General features: G+C 42.4%; 22 protein-coding genes. 4 read left to right on the forward strand and 18 right to left on the reverse strand.

The genetic code is table 11. The features are described 5' to 3' along the window. Positions 1-28 precede the first annotated feature (28 nt). On the reverse strand, positions 29-1,984 hold the full coding sequence (locus LX73_RS12460) for an ABC-F family ATP-binding cassette domain-containing protein (RefSeq protein WP_148899852.1): 1,956 nt from the start codon (positions 1,982-1,984) through the stop codon (positions 29-31). A 124-nt stretch (positions 1,985-2,108) separates the two neighbouring features. On the opposite strand from LX73_RS12460, the gene LX73_RS12465 reads away from it, so the two are divergent. Continuing rightward, positions 2,109-3,200: a hemolysin family protein gene (locus LX73_RS12465; protein ID WP_148899853.1), complete on the forward strand. Its 1,092-nt coding sequence runs from the start codon at positions 2,109-2,111 to the stop codon at positions 3,198-3,200. Between the two features lies 1 nt (position 3,201). Here the strand turns inward: LX73_RS12465 and LX73_RS12470 are convergent, their stop codons facing one another. The 3 genes from LX73_RS12470 to LX73_RS12480 form a co-directional block, all read right to left on the reverse strand. Further along, positions 3,202-4,551, reverse strand: coding sequence for an aspartate kinase (locus tag LX73_RS12470; RefSeq protein WP_148899854.1), 1,350 nt, complete (start codon positions 4,549-4,551; stop codon positions 3,202-3,204). Between the two features lie 138 nt (positions 4,552-4,689). Further along, a complete protein-coding gene (locus LX73_RS12475; RefSeq protein WP_148899855.1) occupies positions 4,690-5,724 on the reverse strand; it encodes a S1 family peptidase in 1,035 nt (344 codons plus the stop codon). 17 nt (positions 5,725-5,741) lie between these two features. Beyond that, complete coding sequence (locus tag LX73_RS12480; RefSeq protein ID WP_148899856.1) at positions 5,742-7,580, reverse strand: cation:proton antiporter; 1,839 nt, start codon at positions 7,578-7,580, stop codon at positions 5,742-5,744. Between the two features lie 425 nt (positions 7,581-8,005). Between LX73_RS12480 and nhaA the strand changes: the two genes are divergently transcribed. Beyond that, entirely contained in the window at positions 8,006-9,349 is a 1,344-nt protein-coding gene (gene nhaA / locus LX73_RS12485; protein WP_148899857.1) for a Na+/H+ antiporter NhaA, read from the forward strand. Between the two features lie 91 nt (positions 9,350-9,440). On the opposite strand, the gene LX73_RS12490 is transcribed toward nhaA, so the two are convergent. From LX73_RS12490 to gatC, 14 genes are all read right to left on the reverse strand, one after another. Further along, positions 9,441-10,448: a DUF945 domain-containing protein gene (locus LX73_RS12490; RefSeq protein WP_148899858.1), complete on the reverse strand. Its 1,008-nt coding sequence runs from the start codon at positions 10,446-10,448 to the stop codon at positions 9,441-9,443. A gap of 55 nt (positions 10,449-10,503) precedes the next feature. Then, on the reverse strand, positions 10,504-11,772 hold the full coding sequence (hisS, locus tag LX73_RS12495) for a histidine--tRNA ligase (protein WP_148899859.1): 1,269 nt from the start codon (positions 11,770-11,772) through the stop codon (positions 10,504-10,506). Positions 11,773-11,893: 121 nt separating this feature from the next. Beyond that, positions 11,894-12,880, reverse strand: a complete 987-nt coding sequence (locus tag LX73_RS12500; RefSeq protein ID WP_148899860.1) for an NAD(P)H-quinone oxidoreductase — start codon at positions 12,878-12,880, stop codon at positions 11,894-11,896. An 18-nt stretch (positions 12,881-12,898) separates the two neighbouring features. Then, positions 12,899-14,386: a lipopolysaccharide biosynthesis protein gene (locus LX73_RS12505; protein WP_148899861.1), complete on the reverse strand. Its 1,488-nt coding sequence runs from the start codon at positions 14,384-14,386 to the stop codon at positions 12,899-12,901. A gap of 80 nt (positions 14,387-14,466) precedes the next feature. After that, complete coding sequence (locus LX73_RS12510; protein WP_148899862.1) at positions 14,467-15,432, reverse strand: glycosyltransferase; 966 nt, start codon at positions 15,430-15,432, stop codon at positions 14,467-14,469. Then, positions 15,402-16,223 carry a sulfotransferase family protein gene (locus LX73_RS12515; protein WP_148899863.1) on the reverse strand — a complete coding sequence of 274 codons (822 nt, stop codon included), beginning with the start codon at positions 16,221-16,223 and terminating at the stop codon, positions 15,402-15,404. The genes LX73_RS12510 and LX73_RS12515 overlap by 31 nt, the downstream gene beginning before the upstream one ends. Position 16,224: 1 nt before the next feature. Beyond that, positions 16,225-16,926 carry a WbqC family protein gene (locus LX73_RS12520; RefSeq protein WP_148899864.1) on the reverse strand — a complete coding sequence of 234 codons (702 nt, stop codon included), beginning with the start codon at positions 16,924-16,926 and terminating at the stop codon, positions 16,225-16,227. A 2-nt stretch (positions 16,927-16,928) separates the two neighbouring features. Next, positions 16,929-17,912 (reverse strand): sulfotransferase, encoded by a 984-nt coding sequence (locus tag LX73_RS12525; protein WP_148899865.1) that lies wholly within the window; start codon positions 17,910-17,912, stop codon positions 16,929-16,931. 3 nt (positions 17,913-17,915) lie between these two features. After that, on the reverse strand, positions 17,916-18,998 hold the full coding sequence (locus LX73_RS12530) for a DegT/DnrJ/EryC1/StrS family aminotransferase (protein ID WP_148899866.1): 1,083 nt from the start codon (positions 18,996-18,998) through the stop codon (positions 17,916-17,918). Positions 18,999-19,039: 41 nt separating this feature from the next. Beyond that, positions 19,040-19,744: a sulfotransferase gene (locus tag LX73_RS12535; RefSeq protein WP_148899867.1), complete on the reverse strand. Its 705-nt coding sequence runs from the start codon at positions 19,742-19,744 to the stop codon at positions 19,040-19,042. Positions 19,745-19,830: 86 nt separating this feature from the next. Next, positions 19,831-20,631: a sulfotransferase family 2 domain-containing protein gene (locus LX73_RS12540; RefSeq protein ID WP_148899868.1), complete on the reverse strand. Its 801-nt coding sequence runs from the start codon at positions 20,629-20,631 to the stop codon at positions 19,831-19,833. A 46-nt stretch (positions 20,632-20,677) separates the two neighbouring features. Then, the gene (locus LX73_RS12545) at positions 20,678-21,598 is read right to left on the reverse strand and encodes a glycosyltransferase (RefSeq protein ID WP_148899869.1); all 921 of its coding nucleotides are present in this window, start codon (positions 21,596-21,598) and stop codon (positions 20,678-20,680) included. 6 nt (positions 21,599-21,604) lie between these two features. After that, on the reverse strand, positions 21,605-24,106 hold the full coding sequence (locus LX73_RS12550) for a DUF6541 family protein (protein ID WP_148899870.1): 2,502 nt from the start codon (positions 24,104-24,106) through the stop codon (positions 21,605-21,607). A gap of 103 nt (positions 24,107-24,209) precedes the next feature. Beyond that, complete coding sequence (gatC, locus tag LX73_RS12555; RefSeq protein ID WP_148899871.1) at positions 24,210-24,497, reverse strand: Asp-tRNA(Asn)/Glu-tRNA(Gln) amidotransferase subunit GatC; 288 nt, start codon at positions 24,495-24,497, stop codon at positions 24,210-24,212. Positions 24,498-24,708: 211 nt separating this feature from the next. Here gatC and LX73_RS12560 point away from each other — a divergent pair, with 211 nt between their 5' ends. Beyond that, entirely contained in the window at positions 24,709-24,990 is a 282-nt protein-coding gene (locus tag LX73_RS12560; RefSeq protein ID WP_148899872.1) for an HPr family phosphocarrier protein, read from the forward strand. Next, positions 24,974-26,704, forward strand: coding sequence for a phosphoenolpyruvate--protein phosphotransferase (ptsP, locus tag LX73_RS12565; protein ID WP_148899873.1), 1,731 nt, complete (start codon positions 24,974-24,976; stop codon positions 26,702-26,704). Before LX73_RS12560 ends, ptsP begins: the two co-directional genes overlap by 17 nt. The last annotated feature ends 13 nt before the right edge of the window (positions 26,705-26,717 follow it).

Below are 26,717 nucleotides of genomic sequence, written 5' to 3' on the forward strand. Positions count from 1 at the left end.
TTAGGATTATTCAATTAACTAATAACCATTAACTAAACTCTTCCTCAATTTTACTCATCTCAGTGGCCAGCTCTTCCCACTTGGCATATGTTTCAACAAGTTCGGCCTTAAGCTTTTCATACTCTACTGAAATTTCTTTTACCTGCTCTTGGTCATCATAAAAATCAGATTCCGCCATTAGCTCTTCAATTTCTTCTTTTCGGGCCTCCATGAGTTCGATGTCTTCTTCCAGCGGATCTATCTGTTTTTTCAGTGGTTTAAGCTTTTCATATTTTTGTTGTCGCTTTTGGGCTTCTAGCCGCCGTTCTTCTTTTCGGGATAGCGTTTTATCCTGGGATGAATTTTCATTCGATGCAGATTCTTTCTGTTCATCTTCACGTTCTCTTACTTTTTCCAGATAATAAGAGACATTACCCAAAAAGGTATTGGTTTCATTGGGGCGTACTTCCAGCACTTTATTGACAATTGGGTCCAAAAAATCACGATCATGGGATACAATCATAAACGAGCCTTCATACTGCTTGAGCGCCTGCTGTAAAATATTTTTAGATTGCATATCCAGGTGATTTGTCGGCTCGTCAAAAATCAGAAAGTTAGCTGGCTGCATGAGCATGCGCGCTAGGGCCAGCCTGCTTTTTTCGCCCCCTGAAAGCACGGACACTTTTTTAAAAACGTCATCACCCTGAAAAAGGAAACATCCCAGAATCGTACGGAGTCGCGTTTCTTTAGCCATGGGGGCCGCCTCACGCATTGTTTCAAATACGGTATGATCGAGATTGAGTTCGTCGGCTTGGTGCTGGGCAAAATAGGAGGTTGTTACATTGTGACCCGGTTCTCGCTGCCCACGGTCAATATCTTCGATGCCGGCGATCATACGTATCATCGTTGATTTACCTGCACCATTAGGACCAAGCACCGCAATTTTATCACCGCGGTCAATAGAATAGGAGAGATCCTCAAAAACAACATTATTATCATATTGTTTACGAATGTTTTCCAGCTCCATGACTACGGCCCCACTTCGCTCGGGCGGCGGGAATTCAAAAGAGATTTCCTGCTCGCGTTCGTCAATCTCTATCTTATCCATTTTTTCCAGCTTCTTGATGCGGCTCTGTACTTGGGCCGCCTTGCTGGCATTATATCGAAACTTGTCGATAAACTCCTGTATCTCCTTAATTTCCTGCTGTTGATTTTCATAAGCCTTTCGCAGGTGTTCTTTTCGTTCGGCGTGTTTTTCTTCGTAATAATCATAGTTGCCGGAATAATCCAGTAGGTCACCATGCTCAAGGGCAAGGGTACGCTTGGTAATCTTATTGAGAAAGGCCTTGTCGTGAGATACGACAATGACTGCGCCCTCATAATTTTGCAAGAACTGCTCAATCCAGCGTAATGATTCGATATCCAGATGGTTCGTGGGTTCATCCAACAACAGGTACATTGGTTTGCGAAGCAGAAGCTTGCCTAAGGCAATACGCATCAGCCACCCGCCGCTGAATTCGGTGGTAGGACGATGAAAGTCATCAGGAGTAAATCCCAGTCCCATTAATATTTTTTCGATGTCTGATTCCAGCGAATAAGCCCCGGAGTGTTCTATGCGACTTTGCAGCGACCCTACCCGTTCCATTGTTTTTTGATATTGGGCCGAATCCTCTTCGAGTGATGCCAGCTTTTCGCGTTCCTGCTGTACTTGTTGCTCCAGCTCCCGGATGCCTTCAAATGTTTTTTCCATTTCTTCGTAGACGGTAAGTTCGGGATCCGGATCCACGCCGTCTTGGGGCAGATATCCAACAGTGGCCGATTTTGACATGGTAATATCGCCTGAACTAATTTCAAGTTCACCGGCAATAATTCTAAGTAGTGTTGATTTCCCTGCCCCGTTGGGGCCCACGAGGCCAATTCGTTCACCGGGGTTAATAACAGTACTAATATTATCGAACAGGTAATCGCCCCCGAATGTGAGTGATATATTATCTAGCTGAAGCAATATAAAATGATCGGTTCAAATTGAATATGAATATAAGCAACAAAGCGATGGAGCTAAATGATGAATTAATATTAATACCAAGAGTAGTTTTTCAAATGAGCCACATTTCTGCTATTTTCCGCCTATGTATTTACTGATATTTTATTTATCGCTTGCCATCGGTGTTTCTTTTCTGTGTTCCATACTGGAAGCGGTCTTGTTGTCTGTAAGCCGTTCTTATATAGCGATAATGGAGCGTAAAGGCGAAAGGAGCGGTAAGCTGTTACGCCGTTACAAGGAAGATATTGATCGACCGCTTTCGGCTATTCTAAGTCTCAATACGATTGCTCATACTGTAGGTGCGGCCGGTGTGGGTGCGCAGGCCCAAATTGTATTCGGTGATGCCTATGTTGCCATTACATCTGCAGTACTTACCTTTCTTATTTTGGTACTTTCCGAAATAATTCCCAAAACTATTGGTGCTACCTATTGGCGGGAGCTGGCACCTGTTGCGGCACGAACAATGCGTGCATTGATGTTCTTGCTGTATCCACTGGTTGTGATGTCACAGGCCATTACACGTTGGCTATCGAACGAAGATAATATCCCCAGCTTTAGCCGCGAAGAATTTAGTGCACTGGCTGATCTCGGGGTTGAGGAAGGGGTCTTTGAAGAGGAAGAATCGCGTATCTTTAAAAATCTAATTCGTTTTAACTCCTTGCGTGTCAAGGATATTATGACCCCCCGAACGGTGGTGGTAGGCTTTGATACAGGTTTGACAGTTGGAGAAGTAAGCGACAAAGTTGAGCAACTTCACTTTTCACGATTGCCTGTTTATGGGGAAGGCCGCGATGAGATTGCCGGTTATGTACTTAAGCATGATCTACTTTTGATGATGGCCCGCGGAGAGACCGACCGAAAGCTAAAGGAGCTTAAGCGTGATATTCTTATTGTTCCCGAAATTATGCCATTGCAGGATCTCTTTGAGCGATTGATGAGCAAGCAAGAGCATATTGCTATCGTGGTTGATGAGTATGGTGGATTTGCCGGCGTTGTGACCATGGAGGACTTGGTAGAGACGCTGCTGGGTATGGAAATTATTGACGAGGTGGATACTATCGAAGATATGCAGAAGATGGCTCGTAAAAAGTGGATGGAACGCGCAAAACGTTTGGGCATTGTCCCAGAAGACATGGAGGATGCTGAAGATGCTTCATCTATGGAATCCTCATCCTAGCTTAGTCAAAAAGTCGCTTGTGAATTGTTTTTACGGATGATTCTATTAGATGCTCATCCGTTACAATATTAAGATTTCCTTTCGACTTGCTGTAGGATACCAGATTTACAGCGTCGGTGTCTAGACTGGATAGTACGTTATCTATCAAAGATTGCATGTCTTTCTGTGGACAACCAACAAGGCTGATAATTCCCTGTTTATTGATGATATCGACCGTACCAAAGGTTCTGAGCTGCTCAGCAGCTTCATCCAGATTATGTCCATTGCCGATTGTTATGGATACCGATGCTTCGGTTGTGGTTACGACATCCACCGGCAGGTGGTGCCACCGAAGGATATCAAAAACGCCGGCTAAAAACTCATATCCCATTACGGTCTGAGAAGAAGTAATAGTAAGTATACTGCAGTCTTGTTTTGATGTCATGGCTTTTACGCCGTTATCTGTTTGGTTGTCACCTGAAATAACGGTTCCTGCATCTTCGGGAGCAAAAATATTTTTTACGCGGATAGGAATATCATTCAATGAGGCTGGTTTTGTAGTTGAAGGATGCAGAACTTTAGCGCCAAAATATGCTAGTTCGGTTGCTTCCCGAAAATTGAGTTGTGGTATAGATTTAGCTTGCGACACGAGCCGAGGATCACAGGTAAAAATACCGCTTACATCAGTCCAAATCTCAATAGCCTCTGCCGAAAGGGCTGCACCAATGAGACTGGCAGTATAGTCCGAGCCTTCAAATCCGAGGGTAGTGGTACGGCCGCTTTCATCCTGACCATAATAACCGCCGAGTATGGGAATGTTGCCTTCTTCCAAGATATCAATCAACCGATTGTTGTGTTGATGAATAAAATCCATGTCGGGGTTGGCCTCCCCAAAATTAGAATCTGTACGGATAATATCAGCAGCGTCAATCCAACTGGCAGGACGTCCACTGGCTGTAGCACATTTGGCAAACAGATACGAAGAGAGACGCTCTCCGATAGACGAAATAGCATCTTTGGAGCCGGCTGTAAGTTCTTGGGTATTATGTACTTCGGTCAGATAGTCTTTAAGTTCATCAATCCGATTATCAATCCAGTTGATACATTTATCGGACGTTGGTTGCTTATTTGAGAACTCAGTAAAAAAGTTTGTTATTAGTTGTTTATGACGCTGCTTAATATTGTCAGCTATTTCATGAGATTCTTGGAGATTATGTAACGCTTTTTCTGCGGCTGCTACCAGTTTTCGGGTTGTACGTGCTGTAGCTGAAACAACAATAACAGGTTTTTCATAGCGATTAATAATATCAATAATCCGCCTCCAGCTATCTTCGTCGCCCATCGAAGTGCCGCCGAATTTAAGAACGTGCATTAAAAATCGATTTTAAAATTTTAATTGTTGAGTTTCGATATCAATAGATGTGAAGATATTTAAATCTTACCAAACACTCGAGATTGTGATACTTTTTTCGATATGAAATGAGATAAAAGATAAGCGTTCTTGCAGAGGTTATAATCCAACATCAACAGAATAGCTAAAACCTTGTTTAGTAATTTCTTTTTGGTGGTCATTAATAAACTCAGCGATAAAATAACTGGGTACTACCTGAGTGATACCATACGAAATTCGTTTTTTAGGAACAATGTAGGGAGTGCCAGTATATGGTTTAATGGCAGTATCAGATTTCGAAGAATCGGGACGCGGAACCAATATTCGTTCTGTGGAGACAGAAGCAGAACGTGCCATACCCACCCAGTCAAGCGTTTTGTAGTTGTCTTTACTTGCTAATACTAATCCACCGCTTATGCCTGGGTTAAAAATGGCATCGCTGGTAAGAAGGTGGCTTTCAGTATCAGTAAATTTGCTAACAATACCCCGCGTAACCATTGGGTACCCTTTGGGAAAACCAAGAATATAAAGAAATGATCCTGCTTGTAAATTTCTGGAATTCCCTATATCGAAAGGCAAAGAAGCTTTCGAAAACTCAGCTTTCTCACTTTGAATTGTTAACATTGCTAGGTCCACAAAACGATCTGACGCAATGATATTGAATTGGTTTACTTTTTGACCATCGAAACCTATATCACTTTGTTGTTGCTTAATTTTGATTGATTTGATGTACTTGTTGGTTATGATATTGTCACCTTTGAAATAATTGATGGTAGTATCAGGTGAGGTGACCACGTGGGAGCACGTGATTAGTAATGAACGGTCTTTATTTTGTTGCAATACAATAGCAGTGCCGGCCGAACTGTTTTCAGTGGATACCTGACTATCAGCAATTTTTGACAAATCATTCGTCTTTATATCATTCAGTGTAATGCGAGGATTCTTGAAATAATAATTTTGGTAATGGGCGGTGGATAGTATGCGTAAAATTGACCTTTCAGCTCTTTTAAGATACTGCGAGGTACCTTGAGATGGGAACGCACTGGTGTAATATTTAGATTTTGCCTGTCTTTCAACATTATCAGATACATTTGAAGTACTGGAGCAGCCAGTGGCTAAACTGCCAATCAAGATGAGAAGCAGTACATTTTTCATGCGATCCTTATTTTACATCAGTTTAGAGTTGTAGCATCTGCTGTTTGTAATTCTTGTTGCATCTCTTCCTCAATAGAAACATAAAATACTTTATCTCCAGATGTAGTCCCCGGTGGGTTATCTACAGTAAATGGTTTAATAACGTGGTTCGATGCAATAACGAATAAGGGAATAATAAAATTATCATTTTGTTCTTTAAATTCCTCAAATGATAATTCATCGGTAATTTTTTGAACGGATATACTTCCTTTTTGGGAGATAATTTTTGAAATTCGTTCAAAATTCAGGGCGTCATGAAATAGCAGTCTTCCACTTAGATGACTGGTTACGTCTTTATTGTCAGAATGGCCTTGTGTGTTGGGTGCTAGCTGAAAAACATGAGAACGGCCAAAAATTTCACCAAACCGCAGTGCGGCCAGTGAGTTAACCTCATCATTGGGGGTTAACGAAAGCATCCGTCCTACACCATCCAGATCGAGTTCTTCGAGGGCAAGTTCAGAAAGAATGTTGCCTTGATAGGTTTCTAGCCCTCTTGATTTAGCTTTAGCTGTATTTTTCCAGTTTGAGTCGGCAACGAGAACTTTGAATCCTTCATTCTTAATTGTTTCTGCAATTTTTAAAGACCACTTATGTGCACCCAGTATAAGAACCCCATTGGGTACTGGTTTGGCTACGCCCAGCTTTCGGGCCACCCATGCTGCCGGGATACCGTATATAATTACCGTACTGATGATGACAATGAAAACAATGGGTACTAACTGGTTGGCTTTTTCAAAGCCGTTTGCTGCCAGTTGGATAGCAAAAATAGAAGAAATTGAAGCAGCAACTACACCGCGGGGAGCCATCCAGGAAAGGAATAATTTTTCGCGCCAGTTAACTTCAGAAAATAAGGTTGAGATATAGACTGAAAGCGGGCGTGCAATAACAATGAGAATCACCAGAAAAAGTACTATTCCCCAGTTTAAGCTGGCTAGCAGGTTACTGAGTTCTACTCGGGCAGCGAGCAATATAAAGAGGGCAGAAAGCAGTAGTACACGCAGGTTTTCTTTAAATTCAACAATATGATTAATGCGTGCTGTTTTTTGGTTAGCGAGCGCAATCCCCATAAGTGTAGTAGCCCACAAGCCGGATTCGTGTTGCAGCATGTGCGATATGGTAAAAACGGCCACCACCACCATTAAATTAACCGGGTTTTGCAGATAGTCGGGCAGTAGGTGTCGTTTTAGTAAAAAGTAAATTAATGCGGCACCGGCAAGACCAACAATGGTACCAAAGAAAATAGTTTTAACGATACTCATGATAGCTACGCTGGTAGCCGCCGAAAAACTAGTACTCAAAATCACTTCAAATACAAGTACCGCTAACATAGCGCCAATAGGGTCAATTACGATTCCTTCCCATTTTAGGATGGACCCCACTTGTCCTGAGGGACGAACCTGTCGCAGTAATGGAATAATAACCGTAGGGCCGGTAACCACAAGTATGGCTCCCAGCAGAATGGACAGTTCCATTCCAAAATCAAAAATATAATAAGCTGCAAAGCCAGAGATAACCCAAGTGATGACGACACCGACAGTGACGAGTTTTCCGATGACACTTCCAACATCTTTCAATTCCGAGAATCGAAGACTTAAGCCTCCCTCAAAAAGAATAATAGCTACAGAAACTGAGATAAAGGGTGTTAGCAGATCGCCCATGAGCAGATCAGGATCCAGCAGGTTAAAAACGGGCCCTGCCAAAATGCCTGAAATCAATAAAAGCAGTATAGCCGGTAGTTTAGTTTTCCAGGCCAACCATTGTGCCCCGATACCAAAGACGAGAATGCTCGTTATTCCGATAAGTAAATTAGCGCTCATAAAACTAAAAAATTAAAACGTTACTTTTACGTAAAAATTTCCGGTTCTAAAATGATTAAAGATGAAATAATAACCAAAGATTATTCCTTAACCATTCCGAATATCCGTAATTTATAAATGTTTATTTATAGATCTATTGAATAGATCATCTGATAATAAAAGGGAATGATTTGCATTCAAAATCACTTAATATAATTCCTTTTGTCACAAAATGGAAGATAACTACAAGAATTGAAAAAGGATAAATTCATGACGGGATTATTCGAACAAATATTATTGCTATAATTGTCAACACTGCCTTTATTTATAATTTTTAAACATTTTGAAACAGATAAAGCAATGAAAAAACAAATTAGAAATGTATATTAATGAGCCTTATTTCGAATTTCGAATAAACTTTTTGCAATAACTAAAAGTCTGAGATTGTGTCAACTAGTATATCTGATAAAATAAAACATTTTTTCAAAAAAGATTCAGCAGCTGGAATGATGTTGTTGTTTGCAACCATTCTTGCCCTGGTTGTTGCTAATAGTCCGCTTTACGAAATGTATCACCATCTTATGGAGATGCATATCCAGCTGGGTGTTGGTGATTTAACTATTAATGAAACTGTTCACCACTGGATCAATGACGGTCTTATGGCCATATTTTTCTTGCTGGTTGGATTGGAGATTAAGCGAGAGCTAAAGTATGGGGAACTTTCTACTGTGCAATCAGCTTTATTGCCCGCTGTTGCAGCGGTCGGTGGTGCTATGATACCTGCTTTAATTTACTGGGGATTTAATGCCGGGACAGCAAATATGGGAGGTTGGGCAATTCCAATGGCTACCGATATTGCTTTCGTCATTGGGGTTGTAGCACTGCTAGGAACACGAGTGCCGGTGTGGGCTAAAGTATTTGTGACAGCTATCGCTGTTGTGGATGATCTTATTGCAGTGTTGATAATTGCCTTCTTTTATACTGAATCAATTAGTATGGTGGCATTGGGAATTGCAGCGGTATGCCTGCTCGTATTGCTATTATTTAACTATCGAGGAGTCAACAAAATTTCTCCGTATATGATAATTGGATTTATCATGTGGTGGGCCGTTCTTAAATCAGGTGTCCACGCAACAATTGCTGGTGTAATGTTGGGATTTGTAATGCCGGCTAGCCGAGGATGGAGCCTGGAGCGGTTGAAAGAATATGCCCAAGAAGGTTTTGACTTGTTTAAACAGGCTGAAGACGAAGATATGCCTGTTACTAAGGAGCAGGCCCTAAATCATATGGAAGAGACGGTGAATCATGCAGAATCTCCACTGCATCGCTTAGAGCATAAATTACATTTTTCGGTCTATTTTCTGATTATGCCAATCTTCGCCTTTGCTAACGCGGGGGTTGTCTTTGATCCTGAGGTGATGGGACACGCTTTAGTTTCTACCTTGACATGGGGTGTTGCTATTGGACTGTTTGTGGGTAAGCAGATAGGAATATTTGGATTTACTTGGATTCTCACCAAGTTGGGACTTACTGATTTAGCTGATAATAAGGAAACCTGGAAAGTGGTTTATGGTGTTGCTCTGCTTGCCGGAATAGGCTTTACGATGTCATTATTTATCGGCAATCTTTCGTTTACAGATTTCGAACATCTGGAGTTTGCTAAGATTGGTATCCTGTTAGGATCTCTAGTGAGTGGGTGTTTGGGATACTTTGTGCTTAGTCTTCAGCCATCTTTCGGTGCTGATACCCAAGAACCATTAGATGTACCTGAAGGTAATGAAGTGCAATAATCATTAGTTGTTTCACTCTAGGGCAGCTGTATGATACAGCTGCCCTTTTTTATTGCTTATTAAATTTTCCTAAGGCAAGATGTAATACGTCTTAATTATCCAATGAAATCGATGGGTCAGCAATGGTACCTTGGAGAGGTATTTGGATACCCTTTTTCGTCTTTGGAAGAGAAAAAGAAAAAAGGGTTTCAATATTTTCCAATGTTTTTTGGAACGACGGTGAAAGATCAGTAATAGTAATTCTAGTATCCTGAAATGCTGAATTACCAATTGGTCGGTAAGTTTGTAGAAATCCCGAGCTTGAGATGAGTGCAAGTTCTGATTGGAGGATCCAATTAATGGCTTTCAACCGGGACTTTTTTGTAGGTGAAGTACTGATATTAAATGATTTAAAAGGTATAGTATCAGTGGGATATCCCAGTCCTTTAATGATAAAGCTGTATTTTTGCTGTTGTGAGGAGGTAGGGGACCATACAATATTTTGTGCCGAAATCTGATGGGCGATATTGAAAAGTGACAATGGGCGATCCGGTGGAATGCTTGCTTGATATTGCATGTGACGAGCTTTAATTGATGAACGACTGTTACCCGGCAGCACAGTTGTAAATCCGGAAAATGTGGCTTTGATATTATGATTTGTAGAGCGGTTTGTACTGTCAGTCAGTTGTTGTATAAGGTCCAGAGCATTTCCTTGATAGCTGAGGGTTAATGTATCTGATTTCACTTCCTGTATGCCGGATGATATAGTATAGGAGGGACGTATAGCCGAGAGGTTGAGTTCGGTAAGGTTTTTGAGTCCGTATTTTAACCCGCCAAAATAAATATTTAATACGTCAAGATAACTGATATCAAACGATAAGCGGTTAGCTCGCTGTATGTGATTATTGAAGATGACCGTCCAATCGTTAACAGTAATATCGGCTGCAAAGGGGGTGACATCGATTGAGGAATACTGAGCAGAGATATTCCCATGTTGTTGAGCCTGCTTTTGTATAGCCTCGTCGAGTTGCTGTTCGGCTTGGGAAGCGGCGTAAAAATGGTAGCCCACAATAAGAATCATGAGCCCCGCAAGGCCTATGAGGTAATATCTTTTATGCATGGTTTTTATACCACAGATTTGTACAGATTAAAATAGATAACGCCAATTTTTAAAATCAGTTTATATCTGTGGTCAACTTATCCAGAATTTTATCGAAGGTATAACTGTCTTCTTCACTTGCTTTCATATTCCGAAGCGTGAATTTACCTTCAGCTAGTTCGTTGCCACCCACAATAATAACATGACGGGCATTTTCGCGGTCAGCATCTTTCATTTGTGATTTGATAGATCGACCGATGTAATCCATGGAGGCCGAAAGTCCCGCAGCCCGAAGCTTGGGTAAATGTTCCAGTCCCCATTTTCGTGCTTCTTCACCGAGCGTAACGATATAGACATCCAGCATTTCTTCTTCCACCAGATTGATGTCGAGCTCTTGGCAAGCAATAAACAATCGTTCCATACCGGCTGCAAAGCCGACAGCAGGTGTATGTTGACCACCAATTTCTTCGATGAGCAGGTCATAGCGTCCACCGCCGCCAAGTGCATCCTGGGAACCTAAATCGGGACTGATGAGCTCAAATGCAGTACGTGTGTAATAATCTAGCCCGCGTACCAGGTGCGGATCTTCTTCGAAAGAAATGTCTAGTTCAGTGAGCAGCTCTTTTACCCGCTGATAATGTTCAGCTGTCTCCTCGGTTAAGAAATCTGTGATGACCGGTGCGTCTTCAATAAAAGACTGATCTTCCTCTTCTTTAGAATCCAGAATACGCAGTGGATTGTTTTCAAAGCGTTTCTGAGAAATACTGCTTAGCTTATCAAGATGTGGACGGAAATAATCTTTTAGTGCTTCAATATATTCTTTACGACTTTCGGGTTCTCCCACAGAATTAATCTTCAACGTTGTATTGCTGATGCCCACGCGATCATAAATGGCCATCATGAAAGCAATAATATCTACATCAGCAGCAGGATCGTCAGCGCCAATAATCTCGGCCCCGAACTGGTGGAACTGTCGCTGGCGGCCTTTCTGAGGTTTTTCGGCACGAAACATTGGTCCAATGTAGTACAGATTTTGTGTGCCGCCCCGCTGCTCCAGATGATGTTCTACAAAAGCGCGTGCTACCGGCGCGGTACACTCGGGACGCAGCACATATTGATCCTCACCGCGTTCAAAGGCAAACATCTCTTTAGATACAATATCTGTGCCTTCACCCACCCCGCGGGCAATGAGCTCGGTTTGTTCCATAATAGGGGTGCGAATTTCTTCGAAGTGAAATTTTTTGGCCTCCTGATGGATAATCTGTTCCAGCTTGTGCCATTTTCTTACTTCGTCGGGCAGGATATCTACCATCCCCACATGTGTGCTAAAGGTCGGTTGCGCCATGGATATAAATCGATTCGGTTTTAAGAATAATTTGCTCCAAAGATAATAGTCTGCCTGTAGAAATTCTCACTCAATTTCGTAAGGGTAGCCCCGGAATGGAAATCTTGCTTAAAACCACGACTCACATATCCGTCAATACGATTTTGCCAGTGTTTTTATTGTTCTTCATACGTTGGTGGGCAGTTTCGGTTTCTGACCAATCAAAGACAGAATCGATTACTGGTTTTAGTTTCCCATCTTTAAAAAGCGAAAGTGTTTTGGAGGCAAAGTCTTTGGTTAGATCAATTTTATATTCTTCAGTTCGATTTCGCAGCGTTGATCCCATGATAGACAATCGCTTGCGAAGAATGGGAATAAGGCTGATGTTTTCCACTTTGTGTCCACCTAGAAACGATAAATAAACCAGGCGTCCATCCATGGCCAGTACCTCCATATTTTTATGCCAGTAGGGCTTGCCGATAAAATCAATAACTACATTTACCGAATCCGCCCCGATGTCGCTGATAATCTCTTCAGCATAATTTTGCTCTTTATAATTGTAGGCGAAGTTGGCACCAAGTTCTTTGGCCGTATCGAGTTTGTGCTGTTTGCCGGCGGTTGCGATGATTCTTGCTTCATATAAGGAATAGGCCAGTTGAATGGCGGAAGTCCCAACACCACTTCCCGCGGCATGAATGAGCACCGTTTCCTGCTCTTGGAGCTCTGCCAGCCAGTCCAGTGTCTGAAAGGCGGTCAAGAAGGTTTCGGGAATAGCAGCTGCTTCTTCAAAGGATAAATTATCCGGCAGGCCCATTGCCATGTCTTCGTGGATGGTGCAATACTCGGCATATCCGCCACCGGGTAGCAATCCGAAAATACGATCACCGTTTTCCCATTCAGTGACTTCCGATCCCACTTTTTCTACCACGCCGGATATCTCTAATCCCAGGATGTTACTGGCTCCTTCGGGTGGATCGTAGTTTCCGGTTCGCTGGAGCAGGTCTGCACGGTTTATGGCAGTAGACCTAATCTTAACTAGCAGTTCATTTTCATCAGGTTCGGGAGTAGGAACTTCTCCGATTTTAAGAGCTGATCCGGATGATTCTTGTATAACCTGTATTGCTTTCATAAAGTAGGTCCTTTCTTATTAGAAAATACGTTTGTTGATTTCGTTGAGTGTGGTGTCAACCAGTTGATTGAGTTCATCAGAAATGTCGAGCATCCAGAGCGGAACCCCATAGAGCAGGGTAACAATAATTGAGCGAATTAAAATATCCAGATACACGCCACCCATTACCGGAATTTGAAAAACGATAAGCAGCGTTATTGCACCGCCGCCCAGAATATAAAGCATTCGCCATTCGAAGGGCTGCATAGAAAAGTAAATCCACACAAAAAGTACTTTGAGCATGTTGTAGAGCAGTACTGCAGAGGCTGTTCCAATGGCTGCGCCTACGATACCGTAAATGGGTATCAGGATGTAGTTGAGGATGATGGTAATGGCAATGAGGATGAGGCTTGAATACAGATCAAAACGGTAATGATCGGAGTTTAAAATAATAGCACCGTTTACGCCGGTGGCCATATCAAAAATGTTGGCTGTGCCAATAATGATGATAACCAGTGCGCCGCCGGAATACTCTGGCGGGAGAACGGCCATCAGATTTTCGAGATTGGCAATGACTCCAGCGAAAAGAAGTCCTGCTGCAATAAGCTGATTCATTGACGAGCGGTGATAGATCTGTTCAATTAAATCAAAATTCTGTTCTTCATAGGCATCGGCAATGATGGGCGATGATATTTTATAAATAGACTGCCGCATGATTGTGATAGCTGAGCCTATATAAAAAGCAATGGAGTAGATACCGGTATCATCAAGTCCGGCCAGGGAGCTGAGCATGATGATATCAATATTGGAAACAATAATGGATGCTATGCCCCCGAAAAAGGCAAACAGACTATATTTGACCATTCGCTTGAGCAGCGAGCGGTCCAGAAAATCAATATGAGGAGTGAGTGAGAGATCTGCGATGCTGTACATGTAGATGATTAGTGCCAGCAGTATGATCGCGTAATTCATCACAAAACCGACCATGAACTGCTCAAAGCTGATCCATCCCATAAAATGAATGACCAAAAGCAACATCGTAAGGAGTCGAACGGCCACATTCATCAGGAAGGATGACATCACCGTATCGTAGAGTGCCTGCACAAAGCTGGTGGTAACGTGGAAGTAGAGCATGGAAAATGCCAGCGGAAGGATAAACCAGTAGTAGCCGACCAGCAGTTCCGATCGTTCAATAAAATACTGCGTTATGCCGGGACGGAATATTGCCAAGATACCAGCGAGTAAAATAACCCCCAAAAAGGGTACAGCCATCGAAAGGAAGAGAAAACCATTGTGATTATTTTCCTTGTCTCGGAAAAAGGGGAAAAACCGGATGACGGTATTTTTCATCCCCAGGCTGGCAAGCTGTGACGATACCATGGCAAGGGAAATGAGGACACGCGTAAGCCCATACTCTTCCGGGGATAAAATGTTGGGATACATCCAAATGGTAACCACAAAGCCAATGGCAATGCCTGCATAATTGATAATTGAATTTTGGATGCTTTGTCGAAATATGACGCCCAAATCGGTAGAATATTTTGTTTATAGAGGTGTGAGAATGTAATAATATTTTTGATCAATCTATTGCCGCAGATGTACAGAAACTACAGCCCAAGTTTTCTGCTAATGATTTTCTTTATTGCCGGCCAGATATACTGTTTGTCAGTGATAGAAAGAGTTTTCAAATAGTGTAGCTTCCCGCTCATTATGATTTTTACTGCTGAGTAAATTTCTTCCAGCGCAATCCTTATGTGAATACTTTTCTCGTATTTTTGCTCTGAATATTTATTGAAGGCAAACAGCATTGATTTTAATGAAGCAAGGTATTGGTGTATAGTTTTGGCCCGATTGCGTAAATCGCTCCAGGAGTTAGCGTGGCCACTACGATAACAACTCATGATGTCAGGCAGTGCTCCGATCTCTCCGTGCCAAATAGCCAGCAGGTATAGCGAGTAATCGCCCACATGGGCATCTACAAACCACTGAGGCATATCGTTGAGTATGCTGCGGCGGAAAAGTACGCTGTTTGTTGCGCAATAGCCGCCTCCTTTTTCGATAATTGTTTTCGGTTTAACTATTGACTGACTTTTTATATTCGGAAAAACAAAGCGCCTGTTTCCATTTTCATCGACCTCAACGGCATTGTGGAGAGACAGAGACATATCAGGATAAGACTCCATATAGTTGTACTGTTTCTGTAGTTTTTCGGGATTGGTCCAGTAGTCGTCGCCGTCGCAAAACGCAATATATTGCCCCCGTGCTGCTTTTAAGGTCTCCAGAAAATTATGTCGACCGGTGGGATTTCCATTAATAAATCGGACGTTGTCCCGGGATCGTAGGAAAAGCCGGATTTTTCCGGGATGGGCTTTGGCCAGTTCTTTGCATATTTCCCTAGTGCCGTCGGTGGACTCATCTTCACCAATAATAATTTCAAACGGGAAGGTTGCCTCCTGATTTAGTACACTTTCAATGCACTGCCGAATGTAGTTACTATGCTGATAGGTAGTTATACAGACAGATACCTGTGGGGTAATATTATTTACCGGTTTTTCTGTTCCAAGGTATTCCATTCAAAATGCTTTTCTATTTCAATAAATCGGTCGTCGTTGGCAATCTCATTTATGATAACGGGATTAAGCTGACTTTTCCATTCAAAGCCTGTTTTATTTTTACGATACACGTCATAAGGATCATCAGAAGGTGAGGTTGTACTGTTTTGTAAAAATGACTTGGTTTGTTCGTTCAAAGAGAGTCCCGCAAACTCAAGTACCTTTCGACTTTGTTGTATAGGATTACCGACTAATTTTTCATAGGACTGTATGCAGCATTGGTTTGGGAATTGCTGTGCCATATCCAGCATTAGCTTGGTGGCTTTGACCCAGCGCTCATAGCCATAGAAATCTTCAATGTCAGAATTTTTCTTATTTGCGTAGCGCCACTCATCTTTGATATTCCATTGCTTATCAAATTCTTTGGGTGCATTTTGCCACGAGTTGATGACCCCGCAGGGATGACGAACAATTCCAATAATCTTTGTGTCGGATTGCTGGAGAAGAGTTGGAATAATATTTAGATATCGCACTTCTTTCCATACAAGATGGGTAATGTTTTCTTTTTTAAACGAAGGTGTCGGATTTCCGCTCAGGTTAGTGGATTGGCAGACAAACTCATCATCGGTGGCAAGCAGTGCGTTGTGGAAAGTATTAATATCTTCAGAACTACTGTCGGCAGAAATTTCCTCATCAAATGAATAGGAAAAAATAGGCTGATAGCGATACGCTACATTAGGAGAACTGTTAAAAATTTGCCCCAGCCAGGAAGTGCCCGACCGCGGGACGCCAAATATGGCTATGTTATTCATATCAGACCAGCGTAAATGCAGTTAAAAAATCATTACGTATTTTTTCGGGATTGTTAAACATCAGCACATCAATAATTGACAAACCGGTTACAAAATCATCACCGAACTGCTCGTATTCGGGCAGTGATGGCTCAATAAATTTCAATTCTACTCCTTCATCCTCAAAAGTAGATTTGGAATACAAGTCTTTACCGCCGGTGGGATTGATATACGTTTTTGCCTTTTCTTGATGGCAGATGTCAATCAACCGTTCGGCCCGCCCCAACTCACGGTTGTCATAATTTTGAGAACTTACCTTAAAGTTTGTATCAATTTCCAGATACTCCGAACTTTGTCTCACGCTTGCCATAGCCAGATTGCCAATAGCGTTGCTGTTGGTATGGAGTACGCTTTTGATAATGGGGAAAACGTCATCAAAAAAAGGAGCGTTGCTGTAAGAAAACTTTATTTTTTTAAGCAGTTTGCCTCGTTTTTTGTCTGTCAGCGCATGATCCACTTCGTTGATCAGCTTATTTTGCGAAGCATCACTACAGGGGATGGTAAAGTACTTTTCGTTGCCATTAATCAGTACTTTATTTCTGTTTATCCACCCGCGGGTGATAAAATGGACATCATCATAGAACACGAAGGTATCTACCGCAGATACAAGCTGGAAATATCCTAAATAGGGGAAAAGATACGGCTGAACAATAGCTAGACTCATTATTATAAACGACTAATTAGTTGCTGCTTCAATTTTTTGCGATCGCGTAAAAGTTCTGATGTTTTATTATTTGCCAGTGTTTTTTGCTTTACCAGCTCTTTGACTTTGTTAAAGTACTGATAATTTTTGTCACCAATAGCGGGAGTCCACTGCCCGTTGGTTTCAAGAGGATATCCGAGATGCTGCATCTGCGATTGACAAATGCTCTCAACAATAGCCACCTGTTTCTGGGATAGACGATCTCGGTATTTTTGGGTGTTGGATGAATCAATGGGCTTGTCTAGGTTTTTCCAAAGCACATTACGATCGGCCTCTTCGCGTTTTTGTTGATTCTGGAAACACCGTTCATCAATATCTAAATTGAGATATTGCAGCAGATTTGTCATTGTTTGTTTCGTTAAGGTAATGAGCTCTTCATAGCTTAACCGGTGATAGGGGAGATGATGTGAAAGGTGCAGAGATCGACATTTTTGTTGGTCTTCCTTCCATGCATGGGCTGCTCCGTAAGGAGTAAAAAACAACATCTTATTTTTAAGCCAGGAGCTTACTACGTCCCGCGGATCGCGATACAAGTACACCCAGTTGATAGCAGAAAGACTTGTAGTGATAAGCCCGCTATAATTAAAGAGATGCCGTTCTTTGCAGACATATCCGGATTTACCATCCTGCAGGGCCTTAGTACTATACAATGTATCTACTGCTTCGACAAAACTTTTGGGAGCTGATTGCGAATACATTTCCTCGGCCGAAGTGTCAAGCTGCCAGTCACTAAATGGATGGTTTGCATATTTCTTCATCAGCGAAAGCAGGCGGATACTGTTTTTTTTATTTCGGAGATCACCAAAACGATCTGCAAAAGGTATAAAACTGTCAAAAAGTTGTGGGCTAACGGGTGCCGATAGCTCCGGATGATTACCTAGCAAAAGGCGCAGCAGGTTACTGCCAGATCGCTCGGAGTACAGAATGTAAATTCGTTTACAATCCATTGCCTATCCCTCTTTTATGATCTCAGAAATTCTGGAGATATCTTCTTCTGTCAGTTCGTGATAAAGCGGCAGGCATAAAATACGTTTTGAAACTTTTTCCGCAACCGGGGTGGAGTTATTGGTCGTTACATAGTCAAGTTTAGAAAGCAGGGGATAGAAGTAACGGCGGGTTTGAATGTTGTGTTCTTTTAAGTTTGTCAGCACAGTTTCTGTTTGTTGTTCGCTGTCAAAAAGTACCGGATAATAGCAGAAGTTATAGCTGCTGTTTGGTTGAATAGCCTGTTTTTGTACTTCAACATTCTCCAAATAATCATCATAAAGCCGGCTCAGCTTTTTACGTCGGGCAAGAACTTCATCTATATATTTCAGATTGACAATTCCCATCGCGGCATGCAGCTCCGAGTTTTTACCATTAATACCGACCCCGGTAAAATTATTAAGCCCATCGTGTCCAAAATTGCGCATTAAGTTGATCTTATTATGCAGTGCAGCATTATCGGTAACTAATGCGCCGCCTTCAACGGTATGGAAAAGTTTGGTAGCATGAAAACTACTAGTACTTATATCCCCATAATTAAATATCGGTTGGCCGTTGTACTTGGTACCAAAACAATGTGCGGCATCATAAATAATTTTGAGATTGTATTTGTTGGCAACTTTCCGAATTCCCTCAATGTCACAGGGATTACCATAGACGTGCGTAGCAATAATGGCTGATGTTTTGGTGGTTACAGCATCCTCAATTTTAGCAGGATCGAGATTAAATGTTTGGGGGTGAATATCCGCAAAGACGGGAGTATAATTTTCCCACTTAATGCTGCTTGTGGTTGCTACATAGGAGAAGGGGGTGGTAATAATCTCTCCTTCTAAATCCAATGCTTTCATAGCAATCTGCAGAGCTACCGTGCCGTTGCTGACGAGGCTAAGATGAGTTACATCTAAATAGTCAGTAAGTTCTTCTTCCAGCCGTTTTACCAAAGGACCGTTATTGGTAAGCCAGTTGCGATCCCAAATGTCGGCCAGTAGAGACTCGTATTCTTCACGGGGAGGTAAAAAAGGTTGTGTTACGGGAATATGGTTGCTCATCTACGAAAATATTTTGGTAGCAGAAAGCTGATAACGTTTCCTTATGATTTATTAGAGTGCACTTGATAATCGGCGGACACATCCAGATCTAAAAAGTTTCCCATTTTTTGCCACTTATTGGGATCTTCAAGCCGACCAACAAAAAGTCGTTGTGTATCATGCTGATCAAAAAAGGTAATAACATTTTTGTTGTATTTCTCATACACATTTATGTAGTGATCCTTTTTACCCTCCAGGCTCATTAGATTATCAGTTTCGTTGAGGGTGGGCAGAAAGTTGGGATCTTTTTGCAGCCGCCGGTAAAATTCGGGCAGCCGGTCATATATCTGGCAGTGCCGAAAAGTATTGCCGGGTGTTTTACCGTTCGAATGACGAAGCATAGAGTTAAACCATGCTTGGCTATCCCGATGAAGCAAGATAAACCTACTTTCGGGGAATCGCCGGTATAACTTTTTATAGACGCCTGGATGATACCAGGGGGAGTCTTCGAAAGCATTGTAGGCATTAAAAGGTCGCGAGTTAAAAACCAATTCTATTTTTCCTGCAGATACCTGATACGACCAGTTGTAATAGTTCGAGTCCACCCATCGCGCAACGCGGTATCCGTGATCGGAAAGAAAATCCCCAACCGATGTGGTGCCATTACGCTGCATTGATATACAAAAGACTCTTTTTTGGGGCGACGTGTGGAGCCGTTTTAGACTCCGCTTCACGATAATTTTAAATCCCGTTGCTAAACTCGCCATCTGGTTATTTTATATGGTTTGGATATTCTAATCGGCAGCAATTTTTATTGAACATAAAGGATTCTGGGTTGTATGATGGCTGCTTCCTAGAACGAATAATCTGGAAATAAACGGAATATCAGGGCTTCTTTCTCTTTAATCAAGTCTACTTGTTCTTGTGAGTAGTACCGCCGGTATGAAAAATCATCTCTGCTGGTGTTCACTTTTTGAGCATTGCGGATAAAAGAAATATTGGATTCGGGCCATCCTTGCTTTTGCAAATAATCGTAGAGCTCATCTCGAAGCTGTTCTTGGTGAAGAAAAGTTGCCGTATAGAAATGGTTATTATCCAATTGATGGATATCGTTAATGGAAGAAAGTACATCCATATAATTTTTGCAGAAAAGTTGGATAAACTGCAGGCTGTAAATACCCATATCTGCGCTGATGTTGTTTTTTTGCCTGGTATTTTCCAGCCGGTAATTCAGCACCAAATCAAGATACTGCCCGAAATCTAAATCTGGGAAGTTGGGAAAGAGTTCGTGACGTTTTTCTGGGGGTAATACCGGATTTTTCTTCCACCACCCAAATTTGTATTGTGATACATACCGGTCAAAAGGATTGCGGATCGTACTCAGGATGGGCTTTTCTTGGTGTTGAATGGGGATTTCATCACAACCTTGATGTTGACTCTTGATTTTTTCGCCGGTGTATCCCAGAGATTTTGAAATATACTTCTTGGCGTATTGTGTGTTTTCTCTGTTGATAAGATAGGTGATATAATCACCCCATTTTTTATCGGCTTTTTTTGAGGATCGCCCGTCATAAACTTTTTGCAGACACTCTGTAACGAATGAACCAGCATTTTTTGGAAAGTGAATAAATACAAAGTCGTTGGTTAAAACCATGAGCAGTTGTATTGACAGAGGCTGATCTTAAAATTGAATGCCGAATTTATTGACTGACCGAAAGATATCCTTCTAGAATCCATTTTCGAAATTTGATGAGCATCACTGCCTTTGACCATTGTAAAGTGAAGGTATAGGGCAAAAACAGTCCAAGCGATACGATTAATTTAAATAGTTCTGAGCTTCCCTTAGCTATTTTGGAGGCTAAAGTTTTTTGGCGGAGTTGCAGAGCTATGCTCTGTCCCAATCCCACTGCTTGCCTTTTAATATAATCTGGAGTTAACCGCTCATTATCCACACGGTGATCAAGCTTGGCATCGGGCAGGTAGTATATTTCGATATTATCATTTTTGAGGCGGCGGAAAAACTCTTTTTCTTCGCTTGCTTTAAGTTCTTCGCCTTTTCGACCCAGATCAGTATTAAAAAAACCGTATTCATCAAAGATGGATTGCCGGAAAGCCATATTGCCTCCAAAAGGATATTTTCGTTGCCCATATGTTTTGACCGTACTACCTAAGTTATGATAACCGAGCAGAGGCAATAGAAAGTGAGACATCCAGCTGGGGCGGGGGTCATCAAACTGAACTTCAATTCTACCGCCGGCACACTTTGCATCAGCATGCTGATCGAAAAATATTAGCCAGTGCCTAATAAATTGGGAACCGGTTAAAATATCATCATCCAAAAAAAGAAGAATTGGGTTTTTAGCCTCGCGGATGCCCCGGTTTCTTGCAAATGAAAGCCCTTGTTGAGATTCTTTAATATAGCGGATGTTGTGATCTGGGAATGAATCAATAAACTGATGTGCAACAGCAGGAGTATTGTCGCTGGAGTTGTTATCGATAATCAACAGCTCATACCGGTCAGGATCGGCTTTGTTTTTTAATAGTGATTGTAGCGTATCCCGCAGGTAATCGGCACGATCATAAGTACAAATAATAATAGAAATACGGGAAGAGCGTGCCATAATTATTTATTCTTGCTCCCCGTTTTGGTAGCGAACAACAAAAGCGCCAATGCCGGCTATCCATAATATGATATGCCCAAACCAGGCAAGGCGTCCACCCCAGATTGTTGCAGCCGGTTCAAAGCTCATGGTAATAGTATGATTACCGGCCGGAATTTGCAGTCCCCGAAGAATAAAGTTGGTTTTTTCTATGGGGATGGGCTTACCGTCAATAGTCGCATTCCATCCATCGGGGTAATAAATCTCGCTGAGCACTAAAAATTGTTTTTCCTTAGATGAGGTCTCCAGTTCAATAGTTTTGGCACTGTAGGAGGTCACTTCAACAGATCGGGTAGTGTCTGCAGAGGCTTGCAGTGACTCATCCGTTTCAACAATGGCCGTAGTAGCGGGATTAAATCCAGCTGAGGCCTTCATTTGATTGACGGCTTGCTTTGGACTGTCAACAGTGATAACGGAATCCACAAAAAAGGCTTTTGGCAGTACATCATCATTGCGATATACACGCTGATTGTTTTGGCTGAATACCTGGGTGTAACCCGGGAAAGGGATTTGTTGACCAACAGTGATATATTTGGCGTTGAGCATATCCAGTACAGCATGGCTATTTTGGTTGATGGTGGGATTGCCGCTGCTGCCCGTCAAAAAGTTTTCTACCGTTTCTTGATAGTAGCCAAGTTTAACACCTGTATATCCACCGATAGAGGGATAAAAGTATGACTGAATGGCACTGTTAAAGGGGTTGCTCATCAGCGGATAGGCGCGGTAGGGCCAGTCTTGACCACTGTTAATATTTTGCGCAATAAATTGATCAGCCGGCGTCTGCCGCTGCTGGATTAGCTGCTCGGCCTCCAGCCGATCGGCAACCATGCGATCTTCACTGATGTATCGGTTGCCTACGCTGAGCATATCGTAGCCGGTAAGGATAACCAGCCCAATTAACAAATAACCCTTACTGATCTTGTTCTTCATAAAGCCGACGATCAGTCCTGCAGCCAATAGACTAAGAATGAGATAACGAATCGAGTCGCTGCTGGCCATCTCTTTTCGCTTGGGCTTTATGCGGCTGTTAATAAATTGTTCCACCCGTTGCTGTACTTGGGGATTGTCAGGAGATACGTTGTTTCGCTGGGCCAATTGTTGGGCATATTGCTGAGCTTCATTAGGTTTTTCAAAAGAGAGCAACGCATTGCTGCCTAGTGCAAATAATACCCCGATACCAAGTGCTACACCCAGTGGAAGAAATAAGTCGTTAAGGGATTGATGTTTGTTTTGGGCGATCTCAAATAAAGATTCAATGCCATACACTGCTAACACCGAAAAGCAGAAAATGGAGACGATGAGCCACATCTCCGGCGTACGGAATTTGTTAAAATACGGCATGTAGTTAAACATGAACTCATTGAGTGCAGGCAAATGATAGCCCAGTGAGAATAACATCGTCAACGAGCCAACGCCAAAGAACAGGTATTTTATTTTTTTACGGTATTTGAAAAATCCAATTAAAGCCAGTATAAAAGCAATAGCTCCGAAATAATGCGGGCCGCTGGTAAATGATTTTGGTCCCCAGTAGGCTTCGCCCGAAGAACCTCCGTAAAGGCCGGGGATGATAAGGGTTAAGAGTTCGCCCACGCCTTGCGACCAGCTAAAAGCATATTCCAGGGATAAACCACTGCCTTGGGCTGCATCCAGTGACGATCCGCCCCGAATACTGTATTGGGCATATTCGTACATCCGCCAGTATAAGTTAATGCTGCAGAGTATAGCCAGCAGGCCGGCTCCAAAGGCAATGCCTGTGCGTTGCAGCCAGTCTTGAATATTATCTTTTTGATAGGCCCACCAGCTGTCATATAACCACCAGAAGCCCAACAGGTATAGAAAATAGTATGTTACTTGCGGATGGTTGGCGCGCAGCTGTAAAGTCATAGCCAGCGCAAAGATAAAGAAAGCAGCCAGCTTTTTGCTTGATCTCGAAACCAGATAGTAGCCCACAAACATCCAGGGGATAAAAGCAAAGGCCATAAATTTACTATAATGGCCTGCTTCAATAATGATGGGCAGGTAAGTAGTAAAGCCGATAAGGATCGATCCGAGTGCGGATGAAAAAGGCCGCACGCCCTGAATTACAAAGAAGAAGTAGGCCCCACCGAGTAAAATCCAGAAAAAGGGAAGGGGATGTGTATCTCCACCGATCCATTTGAGAAATGTATCAACATTTTGGGGAGGGGGAGAGTTGTGAAGTACATACGAGGGCATCCCCGAGAACATATTGCTGGCCCAGTTCGGGTGTTCACCATCGTGGTTTTTAACATATTCAATAACTGATTGGGATCCGGCACGCCACTGCAGAACATCGTTACCCATAAATTGTTTACCGCCAAAGAAGATAGCGGAGTACAAAATAAGCGGAAGGATAAAGAGGATTGACAGGGCTATCAGATGTTTCTTGTTGGCCGAAAGCCGGGAGATGAAATCCTCTTTAAGATCTTCGAACTGTTTTTGGGAAGTCAATGTGAAAGGTTTTGGTGATTATTAAACTCTCATGCCATCCTGAACCTGTTTCAGGTCCTACTGTTAATTGTATTTAGATGCTGATCTCAAATGATCAGATTTCTTATTCAATAACCCGGGGGACGCGAAAGTAATCGGTATCGGCATCGGGCGCATTTTTCAGAGCATCATCGTGAGAGACAGGTTCTTTAGCCTTGTCATCGCGCAGCTGGTATTCTAGTTCCACAACGTGTTCCAGTGGTTCCACATCAGAGGTGTCAACCTCTTCAAGCGTCTCCATGTGGTCCAAAATTTGATTCATATCACCCACCAGTGATTCCGTTTCGTCTTCACTGAGCTTTAGCCGTGCAAGATCTGCTACGTAATTAACTTCTTCTTTGGTTACAGACATCTATTTTTGGTATTAATTTTATGCAAACTATTGAAGCTTAAATTAATAAAAGAATACTACAGTTCACAGTGTTCAGTAAGCCGTAAACAGTGATCAGTAAAATACTGATGAAACAATCTCGACCTCTGCTAACTACGACTGTTTTTTAATCGGAATTATTGTCATTTTACTACCCATCCAAAAATGTTAATTTCTGATCTAAATACAACGAATGCTTAAAGAGAAAGTGACCATTGTCAACGATGCCGGTTTGCATGCACGTCCTGCAGCAGCAATAGTGAAGCTGGCCTCGAACTATGAATCGGATTTTTATATCCATATGTATGGTTATCGTGTAAATGGTAAAAGCATTTTGGGACTAATGACGTTGGCTGCCGAAAAGGGCGCTGAATTAGAGCTGGAACTTGACGGTCCGGATGAAGAAGAGGCGGCAGAAGAAATTATTGCGTTAATCGAAAGCGGATTTGGTGAAGTATATGAAGAAGACGAATAACAGATCGGCTGCCGCTGGAGTAATCCTTCAAGGAGTGAGCGGTGCACAGGGATTTGCGATAGGTAAAGCCAGCATGTATGAGCGGAGTAGCTTGTCCGTAACGGTTGATAGGATTGAGGATGACCGTCGCAAACAGCAGCTTGCTAAGTATCGTAATGCGTATTCCCAAGTTGAAAAAGAACTTCAGCAGATGATGGATCGGCAAAACGATAAAAATGCTGAAGCTGTCATTGGCACGCAGATTGCCATTCTCAGAGATCCAGAATTAGATAATAGTATAGAGCGACACATTCTCGACAAAAACCAACCGGCAGATCTAGCGGTTCAATCTGCTTTCGACACGTTCTTATCAGTAATGAGTGGAGGGGGTGTATCCCATGAAAAGGGAGTAGTCGATATTACAGATGTGCGGGATCGTCTGATTCAATTTTTGCACGGTTTTGATGAAGATGGTATAACGGATGGTACTATTCTGGTGGCACATGAGCTAAGCCCGCGCGAGGTGATCACTTGTTCTGAGCATGATATTAAAGGTATTGTTATGGATCGCGGTGGCGTAGATGGCCATGCTGCAATTGTTGCACGATCAATAGGATTACCTATGATTCTGGGAACACGCGAAGCCACTGCTAAGATAAATAAGGGTGACGAGTTGGTACTCGATGGTCAAACAGGGCAGGTATTAATGAATATCGATGCGCAAAGCCAGGACCGATACCGGGAGCTGATGAAGCAACGGGAAGAACGACTGCGCGATTACCTGGAAATATGTCAAAAGCCCAACAAGACTAGTGATGGGTTACCATTTTCCCTGCGGGCCAACATCGAATTTGAGGCAGAGCTCCAGACGGTAAAAAAATATTGTGCTGAGGGCATCGGACTCCTCCGGACCGAGTCTATATATTTGCGCAGAGATTTTGATGATATTGATAAACAGAAGTCTTTTTATAGCACGATCTTGAAACAAACGTCACCAAATCCTGTTACTATTCGCTTGTTTGATGCAGGCGGCGATAAAATTACCGGTTATGAAAGTAATGATCCCAATCCATTTTTAGGTAACAGGGGAATACGGTGGTTGTTGAATAAAAAAGAACTGCTGATGCAGCAGCTGCGTGCAATTTGTGAGGTTGCGGCTAATTATCATGGTCTTGTTCGGATTCTTATTCCGATGGTTTCCACATTAGAGGAATTTAAAGAAGTCCGTAATTTACTGCAGCAGACCCAGCAAGAGCTGGAAAATGAAGGGATCTCAATTGATGACAACATTTCGCTGGGTATTATGGTAGAAGTGCTTAATGTGGCATTACAGGCTGATTTGTTTTGCACAGAGGCGGACTTTTTAAGTATCGGGACCAATGATTTAACCCAATATCTGTTGGCGGTTGATCGTGGCAACGAACAGCTTTCTCATTTGTACGATCAGCGGCATCCTATGGTATGGAGACTTATTAAGAATGTGGTTGAATCTGCTCAAGAGGCGGATAAGCCACTGAATGTTTGTGGTGAGCTGGCCTCAGATCCGGTTTCTGCCTGTGGGTTGATGGGCCTTGGTATTACAGAACTGAGTATGAATCCCGCTGCATTGCCACCCGTCAAAAAGATGTTGAGGCAGCGATCACTTTCTGAGATGAAACAGCTGGCCACTGATTTACAGCATTGTCAGACGATTTCAGAAGTGGATAATGTATATGGTGAGTGGAAGGAGAAGTAAATAATAATTTTGA

The organism is Fodinibius salinus (assembly GCF_008124865.1).
GTDB classification, from domain to species: domain Bacteria; phylum Bacteroidota; class Rhodothermia; order Balneolales; family Balneolaceae; genus Fodinibius; species Fodinibius salinus.

Coding starts and splice junctions, on each gene's coding strand:
- LX73_RS12545 (WP_148899869.1), bottom strand. CDS start 21,598: ATGGCACGCTCTTCCCGTATTTCTATTATTATTTGTACTTATGATCGT.
- LX73_RS12515 (WP_148899863.1), bottom strand. CDS start 16,223: ATGAATAACATAGCCATATTTGGCGTCCCGCGGTCGGGCACTTCCTGG.
- LX73_RS12540 (WP_148899868.1), bottom strand. CDS start 20,631: ATGGTTTTAACCAACGACTTTGTATTTATTCACTTTCCAAAAAATGCT.
- LX73_RS12470 (WP_148899854.1), bottom strand. CDS start 4,551: ATGCACGTTCTTAAATTCGGCGGCACTTCGATGGGCGACGAAGATAGC.
- LX73_RS12560 (WP_148899872.1), top strand. CDS start 24,709: ATGCTTAAAGAGAAAGTGACCATTGTCAACGATGCCGGTTTGCATGCA.
- ptsP (WP_148899873.1), top strand. CDS start 24,974: ATGAAGAAGACGAATAACAGATCGGCTGCCGCTGGAGTAATCCTTCAA.
- LX73_RS12535 (WP_148899867.1), bottom strand. CDS start 19,744: ATGGCGAGTTTAGCAACGGGATTTAAAATTATCGTGAAGCGGAGTCTA.
- LX73_RS12480 (WP_148899856.1), bottom strand. CDS start 7,580: ATGAGCGCTAATTTACTTATCGGAATAACGAGCATTCTCGTCTTTGGT.
- LX73_RS12475 (WP_148899855.1), bottom strand. CDS start 5,724: ATGAAAAATGTACTGCTTCTCATCTTGATTGGCAGTTTAGCCACTGGC.
- LX73_RS12465 (WP_148899853.1), top strand. CDS start 2,109: ATGTATTTACTGATATTTTATTTATCGCTTGCCATCGGTGTTTCTTTT.
- LX73_RS12530 (WP_148899866.1), bottom strand. CDS start 18,998: ATGAGCAACCATATTCCCGTAACACAACCTTTTTTACCTCCCCGTGAA.
- hisS (WP_148899859.1), bottom strand. CDS start 11,772: ATGGCGCAACCGACCTTTAGCACACATGTGGGGATGGTAGATATCCTG.
- LX73_RS12520 (WP_148899864.1), bottom strand. CDS start 16,926: ATGAGTCTAGCTATTGTTCAGCCGTATCTTTTCCCCTATTTAGGATAT.
- LX73_RS12525 (WP_148899865.1), bottom strand. CDS start 17,912: ATGGATTGTAAACGAATTTACATTCTGTACTCCGAGCGATCTGGCAGT.
- LX73_RS12500 (WP_148899860.1), bottom strand. CDS start 12,880: ATGAAAGCAATACAGGTTATACAAGAATCATCCGGATCAGCTCTTAAA.
- LX73_RS12490 (WP_148899858.1), bottom strand. CDS start 10,448: ATGCATAAAAGATATTACCTCATAGGCCTTGCGGGGCTCATGATTCTT.
- gatC (WP_148899871.1), bottom strand. CDS start 24,497: ATGTCTGTAACCAAAGAAGAAGTTAATTACGTAGCAGATCTTGCACGG.
- LX73_RS12510 (WP_148899862.1), bottom strand. CDS start 15,432: ATGGAATACCTTGGAACAGAAAAACCGGTAAATAATATTACCCCACAG.